Consider the following 10,809-nt stretch of genomic DNA (forward strand, 5'->3'; position numbering starts at 1 on the left):
CTCCATCAGAAACGATGAAGGATTACCACTCGAAATGAGAGGACCAAACTATCCTAACTACGCAATGAACGTAGGTCACCAAGGTGAATACGCTGGTATCGCACAAGCACCTCACTCCGCTCGTGGAGACGCTTGGGCTTTCAACCCATTAGTAAAAATCGCATTTGCTGACAAAAACTTAGTCTTTGACTTCAGTCAAGTACGTGCTCAATTTGCTAAAGGTGCATTAAGAGAATTCGAACCTGCTGGTGAAAGAACTGCTATTACCCCAGCAAAATAGATAGATAAACACGGAGATAGGTGATTTTTCACCTATCTACCACTTTATATAATTCAAGTTTACTTGAAAATTTCCAAAACATTTATATAAAGATAATCTAAAATATATATATTGAGTCAAGTTTACTTGAAATATTACAAGATATTTGTAATAATAATATTATAAATCCAAGATTTTTGATGGAACAAAAATCATTCATTTCACGTTTATTAAATGATCAATTTAATAAAAAATATGGAGGAAAAAAATTATGGACCCTGTAACATTAGGTGTAGTTGCATTAATGGGTGCAGTTGCTACTATCGGAGGGGCTGCAGAGGACTTAGAATCGCTTATGGTGTTTGGTGTGGTGTTGCTGGTGCTATTGCATACTTAGTTATGTCTTTAGGCTTAATGCCTGTTGTAGCTATTGCAATCGGTGCTTGTGTCGCTGCTTTTGTTCACGCTATTTATACTGTTACATCCCACATGGGAAGGATTGTCGGACAATCCCAATTTGAACAACCATTATTTATGGATGTATTAACTCAATCTTTAGGACCTATCGTAGGTCACGGATTTATAACTAGTTTCTGTATTGTTGGAATTTCTTACTTAATGACCATTCCATTGAATGGTACCCCATTACACGTATTCCCATTACCACTCTTAGCAATGCTTTGGGGTATTGCTTTAGGTGCTATCGGTTCTTCAACTGGGGACGTTCACTATGGTGCTGAAAGTGAGTATCAAAAATTCGAATTTGGTGGAGGAACCCCTGTAGCTATTCAAGGGGATATTGTTACTAAAGCTCCATTAGGTGCTAAAAACTCAATGGATGTTGTAAACTTCTGTGCTAAATTCGGTGGACCATTAACTGGTTTCTGTTTCGGTCTCGTTGTATTCTTTAGTTTCTGGAATACAGTAGTATTTGGAGTATATTGGATCCAATTACTTTAATTTTATTCATCGCAATAGGCGGTATTATGATTGGTGCAGGTGTGCACTTTATCCCTGTAGGAGGAGCTCCTGCAGCTATGGCAACAGCTACTGGTGTAGGTACTGGTACTGCTATGTTAGCTGCTGGTGCTGGTTTAACAGGATTAATTACTGCTGCAACTATGACAGGTGAACCATTTTATATAGTAGGTATCGGTGGTGCTATTGGTGCTATGATCATGATGGGTATTACCATGCTCATTGCTAACTTAATCTACATCTTCGGTGTAGGTATTGTTCCTGCTGCATCCAAAGTACCTGTAGACTGGATTACCAAACGTAACCAAGAAGTATATAAAACTCCTGGTACCGAAGGTCACGGTGTACCTTTAACCTCTTTCGTAAGTGGTTTAATCGGAGGTCTTCTCGGTGGTTTCGGTGGTGGATTAGTCTACTACGGAATTTACGATAAAGTACAAGCTTCTTTTGAACCTGCTGTTGCTATTGGTTTAGCTGCTATTTTAGGTGTAGGTGTGTTCTTTATTAACTCTGTAATTGCTTCATATAACATCGGTGGTACCATTGAAGGTATGCACGATCCAAAATTCAAAAGAATTGGTACTGGAGCTCTTGCATGTGCAATCGCATCTATTGTTGTCGGAATATTTTGTGTTATTTTAACTGGAGGTTTCTAAATGTCTGCTGGTGGAAGTGCTGACGGTGCAGCTGCAGGTGCAGTAAGTTCAACTATGTTATTAGCTGTAGGTATCGTCGGAGGATTACTTTGTATTTATTTATCAGGATTTTTAGGAGATTTAATCGGCCCAGTTATCGCAGGTCTCGGAGCAGTATGTGCTATCATTTGGGGCGCAGATGCTATTCGTAGAGTTGCAAGTTATGGTTTAGGTACTGGTGTACCATCCATCGGTTATATGTCTCTTTCAGTTGGTGTAATTTCTGCATTAGCTGGTCTCAGTTTAGCTGGTATCTTAAAAATGGCTATTCTTGGACCTGTTGCTTCTTTTGTAGTTGCTGTAATTATTGGAGCTATCATTGCTATTGTTGCAACTAAAATTGTAGGTATGAAAATCCCTATTATGCTTCAATGTACTATTGAAATTGCAGGTGCAGCTACTTTATCCATCTTAGGATTTGCTGTTGCTATTGCAGGTAGTTACGACATGACAGCTATTTTGAAAAATGTTGTCGCAACTGGTTTTATTGCTGTATTATTTATTATGTGTACTATGGCTATCCAACACCCATTCAACGCATGTTTAGGACCAAACGAAGATCAAGTAAGAACTCTCAAATGTGCAGCATCTACTGCATTCTTATCCATGACTCTTACAGGTCTCATGTCCCTCACTACTGGAGGACTTGGTTGGTTTGTCGTATTCATCGTTGGTTTAATCGGTTGGGTTATTTCATTCAGAGCATTTGTATTAGCTTCATGTAATGATGCTGCTTCAACCAAATGGGCTGGTTTATGGCCTAAAGTAGAACAATAGATTAGGAGGATTAATAATGGCTCAAATGTTACCTATGGTACAAATTGTACCTGAAATGAATTTCGCATTAGACCCTGCTACAGGGATTATCGGATCATCTTTAGGTGGTGGAGTTATTCTCCTTTCTATGGATGATGTTAACGAACAAGTAGCAAAAGTGGAATTAGCTGCTGATGAATTAATGGCTTCATTAGACCCATACACAAGTCCTGTTGGATCATACCCTGGAAGGGAAGGTTCCTACGTAACTGCAGGATTATTAACCAACACAGTATATGGATTCTTATTAGCTACATTTATTATATTTGCTGCATTACCACTATTACAAATGATGGGGGTTTTATAGATGGCTGATAAAAAAGCTCCTGCAGACGGCTGGCCGGTTATCAGTGGAGACTACATTGTCGGTGATCCAGAAAGCCCAGTTGCAGTTACCACTTTAGCTTCTCACATTGAAGCTGAACTTTCCGGCGCTGCTATTGCAGGCCCATGTAAAACAGAAAACTTAGGAATTGAAAAAGTAGTTGCTAACATTATCTCAAATCCTAATATTCGTTTCTTAATATTAGCTGGTGCTGAAGTACAAGGCCACATTACTGGTCAAAGTATTCAAGCATTATATGATAATGGTGCAGACCCTGATAAAAAGAAAATTATCGGTGCTACTGGAGCTATTCCTTTCGTAGAAAATGTTCCTCTCGATGGTATTGAAAGATTCCAACAACAATTAGAAATTGTTGATTTAATTGATACTGAAGATATTGGAACAATTCAATCAAAAATCAATGAATGTGTAGAAAAAGATCCAGGTGCTTTTGAAGAAGAAGCTATGATTATCTCTGTTGATGAAGATGGCGGCGAAGAAGAAGAAGGAGAAGCAATGAAAGTTGTTTCTGCTGAAACTGCTCTTATCGAAGCTAGAATTAGGGATATAAACACTAAAATCGATATGGCCGGTGCTGTTCAAAGAAACATGGCAGGTAATTATGCTGGTAAAGTCCAAGGTATAATGATCGGATTAGCTTTTACTTTAATAGTTGGAGTTCTATTCTTGATTTAAGGAGGAGATGAATATGGTACAAATTTCAAATAAACCAAACATAAATGGGATGAAAACTGCAGCAGATGATGCTGAATACAGTTCAAAACTCCTTGCAAGAGAAGGTAAACTATTCGCAGGTTTACTTGCAACCAGATTTAAAGGATTTGCTATCGGTGCATGCATAGCATTACTTTTAATCGTGATCATTCCTTTTATTGCAAAAGCTTTAGGATTCTAAGGGGTGTTATTTATGAGTGAAGATTCAATACCTCAAGTAATGGTATCCTCAGATGATTTCAACCAAATCGCTGCAAAATTAGATGATGCAGAAGAAAAAGTTGATTTCACTGTAGGTGAATATTACCAACGTTTAGGCCAACAAACTGGTAGAGATGTTGGTATTTTGTATGGTATTATACTTGGATTAATTATATTAATTGTAGCTATAAAATTCGGCGTAGCTGCAATGTTATCTACCTTATTATAGGAGGTTTATACTTATGTTTAGATTTGATAAAGAACAACTCGTTGTAGATATGAATGGGGTAAAAATGGGGGGCCAACCTGGTGAATACCCTACCGTTTTAGCAGGAACTATTTTCTACGGCGGACACAAAATTATTAGTGATGAAAAAGCAGGTGACTTTGATAAAGATGCTGCTGACGGATTAATTAAAACTATGGAAGAAATGTCTGATGTAACCGGAAACCCTTGTGTAGTACAAACTTTCGGTGCTACCGGTGAAGCTATGGTAAAATACCTAGAATTTGTAGGTGACGTCTGTGACAAACCTTTCCTTATAGATTCAACCGCAGCTGCTGCAAAAATTGCAGGTGTAGAATACGTTCAAGATGCAGGCTTAGCTGACAGAGCTGTTTACAACTCTTTAAGTATGGCTGCAGAACCTGGTGAAATCGAAGCTGTTAAAAACTCAGACATCGACGCATCCATTCTCTTAGGTTTCAACCTGGGAAACTGGTGGTTCTGTAATCGACCAAGGTATTCTTGAAATGGCTGACGAATGTGGAATTACCAAACCATGGATGGACGTAGCTGTAACTCCATTAGGTCAAGGTGCAGGACCTGCTGTAAGAACTGCTTACGCAGTAAAAGCTAAATGGGGATACCCTGTAGGATCCGGTATTCACAACGTACCTTCCGCATGGGACTGGTTAAGAGGATACAAAAAAGAACACAAAGAAGCATGGCCTGTTTGTGATATTGGTTCAAACATCGTTCAACAAATGGCTGGTGGAGACTTCGTTCTTTTCGGTCCTATCGAAAACTCCAGACTTGCATTCCCTGCATGTGGTATGGCAGATATCATGATTGCTGAAGCAGCAAAAGATATCGGTACCGAACCTGTAGAAGACCACCCAATTAACAAATTATTATAAATAATGGGGTCCCGATTAGATGATTCATTTCATCTAATCTATATTTCTTTTTTTCAACTTTTTTTTAAAAACTTTTAATAAAATTTATATTATCATAAAAAGATATTATTATTTAACTTTAATATTTTTGGAGAGGTTAGATAATGTCTTTTTTAAGTAAACTTTTTAATAAAGGTCCTAAGCCTATCATTGCTCATTCCAAAGAAGGTAATTTAGCATCTTTAAGAGCTCAAAGGGCAGGTCCTGCAAGTCCTGGTGCAGTTCAAAAGCCAGATACTTTTTATGTAACTGCTTCTGTTGAATTAGGTAACACCACTACAAAATCCATTGTAATGGCAACTAATTTAAACACAAGTGAATCTTATTTATTGAACAAAACAGTTAAAATGACTCGTGATATACGCCCGCCTAAACCTAATGAAGAGGTATTCGGTAAAACCGTTTGGGGTATTGAACTTTCCAAGGAATCCGTAACAGAGCTTATCAGGGATACCGTTTTGGAATCTTTAAGAAAATGTCAGGTCGATAAGGATGAAGACTTGGATTTTGTTGTCAGATCAACCGGTGTAACCGCAGGTTTTGCAACTGCGGAAGAGGCAGGTCAATTGATTATCGCTTTGGCTGACGGCTGTCTTGAAGCTGATATTCCTCCAAGGAAAATGTCTCCTGCAATGACTATTTCACAGCTTCCTGAAAGGTTGCAGAAACATTCCCTTTTGGAAAACATAATGTTTGACGGTGCTGTTGTAAGTGTAGTTCCTCCTCAAGGTAAGGAAACAGTTGCAAATGAAATGGAAGGGGAACTTGTTACTGCAGGTATTAAGTTGGGAGCTAAATGGACTGAGGTTGATTACAGAAACCCTTGTGTTTCCCTGGATTTCGGTTCCACTTTGGCAGGCCGTATCGTTAATGATAATGAACCTTATGCAAATACTGTTGGTAACTTCCTGGGTCTTGCAGGTGTTGTAAGCGACTCTTTAGCAAGAGGTTCAGGAAAAATCGATAAGAAAAATGGTGCTGCCCTAGATTTATATTCAGATAAGGCAATGAAAAAGGCCGACCACAAAAAGGCTGAAGCCAATGCATTGGAAGCTCATAAATTGGTTAACATTACTAAAGTGCCTAAGGATGTTGACAGATTCGGTACCGTGCCAGTAAATCCTGAAGCTGCGGAAAATGCAGGAACCACTTTAATTGGTTGTGATGTCGGATTCAATGGTGATAAATTAGGTGAATTGATGGAATTGGGTGCACAATTCTATGATGCTGACGGTCTTCCAACTCTGCTTTCAACTCTCGACTATGTAAGTACAAATATAGTTAAAAGGGTGCTTGATGTGGCGTTTAAGGAAAATGTTATCGTTCCAGGTTCCGCTTTAGGTATCACAGGTAGGGCAGGAATTACCGGACGTAAGCCTGAACTCATTTTAGAAGCTGTTCAAGACAAATTTGAAAATGTCGTATTTGTTGAAGATGGTCTTGCATTAGGATCTGCAATTATGGCTCGTTGTATGAACTCAATGGGAACACCTAGGGTGCCTATTGGTGGTAAGCAAGGTGGAAGATGCATTCTTAAAGATCGTATGAAAATGATGGGTGGAAAATTCGCTTAAATAATTGTGGTTTTTCATGATTTATGCAATTTTGATGGCTGGAGGTATGGGAACCAGACTTAAAGTTCCCGAAGAAAAACCTCTTTTCAAATTACATGATAAACCCTTGATTAAATATGTCATAGACAATTTAAAATCATCTGAATTAATTGATGAAATCGTTATTGCAGTCAGTCCAAATACTCGCAAAACCACCGAATATTTGGAATCACTGAATGATGATTTTATAATTTTGAACACTTCCGGCGATGATTACCTTAAGGATTTGTCATATATTCTGGATTACTTTGAAAAAAAATCCAAAGAAGACATATTGCTTTTCATTAATGCCGATTTACCATTCATTTCAACAGAAACTATAGATTATGTCATAAATTATTATTTGGACAATGATAAGGATGCTTTATCTGTCATTGTCCCTGTTGAGGTTTTTGAAAGTCTTGGATTGAAATATTCATATGAGTTCAATGGCTGTGTTCCATCAGGATTGAATATTCTCAGGAGTGAAAATATAATCCAGGAGGAAACCCAGTTGGTGCTTGAAAAAGTGGAGTTGGCATTAAACATTAATACGATTCCAGACAGTAAAATTGCAGAAAAGTTATATTCTAAATATTATGTTTAAATATAATGAAGTTATAATAATAATATAAGTAATTATTTTTATCGGTGATTAAATGGATAATAAACAACAAATTCCAAAAAGAGAAGAGAAATTATGGAGTGAAATTAAAAACTATCAAGTAGCTACCAACAATGCACGTATCCTTGGTGTATTAGACGAACTGATCATCAATGAAAAAACTGGTAAAATTGTTGATATCGCTATTAGAATTGAAAGTGACCGCAATATTCATGTTAAAGGCGCTAAAAGGAATGGAGACTTATTATTAGTTCCTTTCGCTAAAGTTGAAAAAGTCGGTGAATTCATTATTGTAACTGAATAATTTCAGTTATACTCTTTTTTTTATTTATCTATTTTTTTTGTGATTTTTTGTACTATTTAGTGTTAACTATTTATTTTATAAAATCCATATTTATTATAGTATAACAAATTCATATTTATTCATAAAAGGTGATTATATGTTGCTTGAAATCGAAAATTTGGCTGTCGAAGTAGCCGGAAAAAGAGTTTTAAAAGATGTTAATCTTTCAATTGCTGAAGGAGAAACTCACGTTCTTTTAGGACCGAATGGTGCTGGTAAAAGTACCTTATTTTTAACTATATTGGGATTCCCACAATATGATGTGGTTGAAGGTTCCATCAAATTCAAAGGTCAGGATATTACTAAATTATCTACTGCTGAAAGAGTAAAGTTAGGACTTGGAGTAAGTTTCCAAACCCCTCCTGCAATCAGGGGAGTGTCTGTAAGGGATCTTCTTAAAATAGAATCCCATCAGGATATGGATGAGGAATTAAATCCTAGAATGCAGGAATTGGCAAAACAACTCAAGTTCAGTGACGAATTTTTGGACAGGGATGTTAATTTAGGATTTTCTGGCGGAGAGGTAAAGCGTTCTGAAATATTGCAGCTGCTTGCTCAGATGCCGGATTTCACCATGTTTGACGAACCAGATTCTGGTGTAGATATTGAAAATGTAGAATTGTTAGCTTCTGAAATAGGTACATTATTGGATAAGGATAAGCCACAAGGTTCCAGAAAAAGAAGCGGACTTTTAATTACTCACTTGGGTTACATTTTAAACTTTGTAAGTGCAGACAGGGCACATGTTTTAATTGACGGAGTAATTTCTTGTTCCGGAAATCCAATAGAAATTTTAGAGGATATTAGGAAAAACGGTTTTAATGGATGTGTTGAGTGTGCGCAATGTTTATGATGATGCCGAAAGGGCAAAAGATAAAAAGGCAGCATTAGGTGCTGATATTACAATTGAAAATTTCTCTGATGAAACAGTCAATGCTTTAGACATGATTGATGATTTGGATGATTTAGACAAACAGACTAAAAAAGATTTATTGCAAGTTGGTGTGGATACTGAAGAGAAAAACAGGTCAGGATCATTTTTACAGGTTGACCAAAGTAATATTTTCACCAATAACTCAATGTCTGATTCCATTGAAGTCATGAACATGGGTGTTGCATTAGAAAAGTATAGCTGGCTTGAAGATTATCTTTGGAATGTTGTAAAGCCGGATGCAGACAAATATACTGCAAAAACCGCTTTGAATGAACAGGAAAATGGTGTTTTAAGCGGTTATTTTGTAAGGTCCCTTCCTGGAACTAAGGAAGTCATGCCTGTTCAGGCATGCATGTTCATCAGTGATGAGGACATCATGCAGACCGCTCACAATGTCATTATTGCTGAAGAAAACTCTGAATTGCATTTGATTACAGGCTGTGCAACAGGAGACGATGTAGGTTCTGCAATGCACGTTGGTGTATCTGAAATGTATCTCAAACCAGGTTCCAAAATCACTTTCACCATGGTTCACAATTGGGCGGAGCAGGTTGAAGTGCGTCCAAGAACCGGTGTTAAATTAATGGATAATTCAACTTATATTAATAATTACATATTGACCAGTCCTGTAAGTACTATTCAATCCTTCCCGACTGCATATTGTGATGGTGAAAACTCAAGAGCCATTTTCCAAAGTATCCAAGGTGGTAAAAAAGATTCCATTATTGATGTCGGATCAAGAGTCTTGTTGAATGCTAAAGGAGCAAGAGGAGAGGTCATCTCAAGGGCTGTTGCACAGGACGAATCACAGATTTATGCAAGAGGTCATCTTGCAGGTACAGTTCCTGAAGTTAAAGGACACTTGGAATGTCACGGACTCGTATTATCTGATGACAGTTTTATTTATGCGGTTCCTGAACTTGAGGCAAGTTCTGCTAACTTGGAAATGTCTCACGAAGCTGCTGTCGGTAAGATTTCTGAAGATGAGATTAATTACTTGACTTCAAGAGGAATTGCTGAAGAAGATGCCGAATCCATGATTGTCAGAGGTTTCTTGAACATGGATATCACAGGTCTTCCTGATGAATTGGCTGAGCAAACTCAAAGAATGATTGATATGAGTCTTGATGGAATGTAATTCCATCTAATTTTTCTTTTTTTTTAATTTAATCTATTTTTACGCCGAATCGCTTTATAGTATATAAACCTTTTGGCTTTATTTTCTAAGTAACCTTTATATTAATTATAAATGAAATATATTAATCAGTACATAATGTAATGCTGAGCTAGCTCATTACGTACGTAAAATTGTGTTTTTAAGGTATACCTAAACAGTATTTCCTTAAAAAGAAAATTTTAAAATTTTTTAAAAAACTTTAAAATTGGGTTTTTGAAAGACATAAGTTTTTCGAAAACGTGAAAAAATATTTATAGAGGAGGAGAAACTCTATGGCTGATGATGTAAAAATTGTAATGTTTTGTTGCAACTGGTGTTCCTATGGAGGAGCAGACACAGCAGGTACTGCAAGGATGCAATACCCACCGAATATTAGAGTTATTCGTGTAATGTGTTCTGGAAGAATTGACCCACAATTTGTTTTAAAAGCATTCCAAGAAGGTGCTGATGGGGTATTTGTAGCTGGATGTCACATGGGTGACTGCCACTATGATGCTGGTAACTACAAATTAGATCGTAGAATGAGATTAATTTATAGATTAGTCGAAGATATGGGAATTGGAAAAGAAAGAGTTCACCACGATTGGATTTCTGCATCCGAAGGTGAAAAATTCTCTGAATCTGTTAAAATGATGGTTAACAGAATCAAAGAATTAGGTCCAGCTCCATTAAAAGAACAATTAGATGCTGAAAGATAAATTGGAGGAGTTTAATATGGCAGATAAAGTTAAAATAGGAACTATGTGGTTAGGCGGATGTTCCGGTTGCCACTTATCCATTGCGGATTTCCACGAATCCTTAATTGATGTAATGGAATTTGCAGATTTTGAATTTTCCCCTGTGCTCATGGATACTAAATATGATGAAGTACCAGATTTAGATATCATTATTGTCGAAGGTGGAATCAGAAACGATGAAAACAGAGAATTAGCTGAAATGTTAAATGAAAA

12 protein-coding genes and 4 pseudogenes are annotated in these 10,809 nt (G+C 37.0%); all 16 read left to right on the top strand.

All coding sequences use genetic code 11. The features are described 5' to 3' along the window. A pseudogene (locus tag QZN27_RS08305) lies at positions 1-280 on the top strand (methyl-coenzyme M reductase subunit alpha); the annotation flags it as partial. 213 nt (positions 281-493) lie between these two features. Next, positions 494-1,201, top strand: a pseudogene (gene mtrE / locus QZN27_RS08310) (tetrahydromethanopterin S-methyltransferase subunit E); the annotation flags it as partial. Then, complete coding sequence (mtrD, locus tag QZN27_RS08315; protein ID WP_296786304.1) at positions 1,201-1,893, top strand: tetrahydromethanopterin S-methyltransferase subunit D; 693 nt, start codon at positions 1,201-1,203, stop codon at positions 1,891-1,893. The pseudogene mtrE and the gene mtrD, both read left to right, overlap by 1 nt. Next, complete coding sequence (mtrC, locus tag QZN27_RS08320) at positions 1,894-2,709, top strand: tetrahydromethanopterin S-methyltransferase subunit MtrC (RefSeq protein ID WP_296786308.1); 816 nt, start codon at positions 1,894-1,896, stop codon at positions 2,707-2,709. It begins immediately after the preceding gene. Positions 2,710-2,725: 16 nt separating this feature from the next. Next, positions 2,726-3,055 (top strand): tetrahydromethanopterin S-methyltransferase subunit B, encoded by a 330-nt coding sequence (locus tag QZN27_RS08325; protein ID WP_296786311.1) that lies wholly within the window; start codon positions 2,726-2,728, stop codon positions 3,053-3,055. After that, complete coding sequence (gene mtrA, locus QZN27_RS08330; protein ID WP_296786314.1) at positions 3,056-3,769, top strand: tetrahydromethanopterin S-methyltransferase subunit A; 714 nt, start codon at positions 3,056-3,058, stop codon at positions 3,767-3,769. 13 nt (positions 3,770-3,782) lie between these two features. Next, complete coding sequence (locus QZN27_RS08335; protein WP_296786317.1) at positions 3,783-3,989, top strand: tetrahydromethanopterin S-methyltransferase subunit F; 207 nt, start codon at positions 3,783-3,785, stop codon at positions 3,987-3,989. Positions 3,990-4,001: 12 nt separating this feature from the next. Continuing rightward, positions 4,002-4,238, top strand: coding sequence for a tetrahydromethanopterin S-methyltransferase subunit MtrG (gene mtrG, locus QZN27_RS08340; RefSeq protein WP_296786320.1), 237 nt, complete (start codon positions 4,002-4,004; stop codon positions 4,236-4,238). 13 nt (positions 4,239-4,251) lie between these two features. Beyond that, positions 4,252-5,149, top strand: a pseudogene (mtrH, locus tag QZN27_RS08345) (tetrahydromethanopterin S-methyltransferase subunit H). A 143-nt stretch (positions 5,150-5,292) separates the two neighbouring features. Further along, positions 5,293-6,762, top strand: coding sequence for a methanogenesis marker 14 protein (locus QZN27_RS08350; RefSeq protein ID WP_296786323.1), 1,470 nt, complete (start codon positions 5,293-5,295; stop codon positions 6,760-6,762). Between the two features lie 16 nt (positions 6,763-6,778). Next, on the top strand, positions 6,779-7,387 hold the full coding sequence (locus QZN27_RS08355; protein WP_296786326.1) for an NTP transferase domain-containing protein: 609 nt from the start codon (positions 6,779-6,781) through the stop codon (positions 7,385-7,387). Positions 7,388-7,439: 52 nt separating this feature from the next. Continuing rightward, on the top strand, positions 7,440-7,709 hold the full coding sequence (locus tag QZN27_RS08360; RefSeq protein WP_292805699.1) for a PRC-barrel domain-containing protein: 270 nt from the start codon (positions 7,440-7,442) through the stop codon (positions 7,707-7,709). Between the two features lie 136 nt (positions 7,710-7,845). After that, positions 7,846-8,601: an ABC transporter ATP-binding protein gene (locus QZN27_RS08365; RefSeq protein WP_296786331.1), complete on the top strand. Its 756-nt coding sequence runs from the start codon at positions 7,846-7,848 to the stop codon at positions 8,599-8,601. Beyond that, positions 8,570-9,820 (top strand): SufD family Fe-S cluster assembly protein, encoded by a 1,251-nt coding sequence (locus QZN27_RS08370; RefSeq protein ID WP_296786334.1) that lies wholly within the window; start codon positions 8,570-8,572, stop codon positions 9,818-9,820. The genes QZN27_RS08365 and QZN27_RS08370 overlap by 32 nt, the downstream gene beginning before the upstream one ends. 311 nt (positions 9,821-10,131) lie before the next feature. After that, entirely contained in the window at positions 10,132-10,557 is a 426-nt protein-coding gene (locus tag QZN27_RS08375; RefSeq protein WP_292881029.1) for a hydrogenase iron-sulfur subunit, read from the top strand. A gap of 16 nt (positions 10,558-10,573) precedes the next feature. Continuing rightward, a pseudogene (locus tag QZN27_RS08380) lies at positions 10,574-10,809 on the top strand (F420-nonreducing hydrogenase); the annotation flags it as partial.

This window comes from uncultured Methanobrevibacter sp. (genome assembly GCF_900316895.1).
Taxonomy (GTDB): Archaea; Methanobacteriota; Methanobacteria; order Methanobacteriales; family Methanobacteriaceae; genus Methanocatella.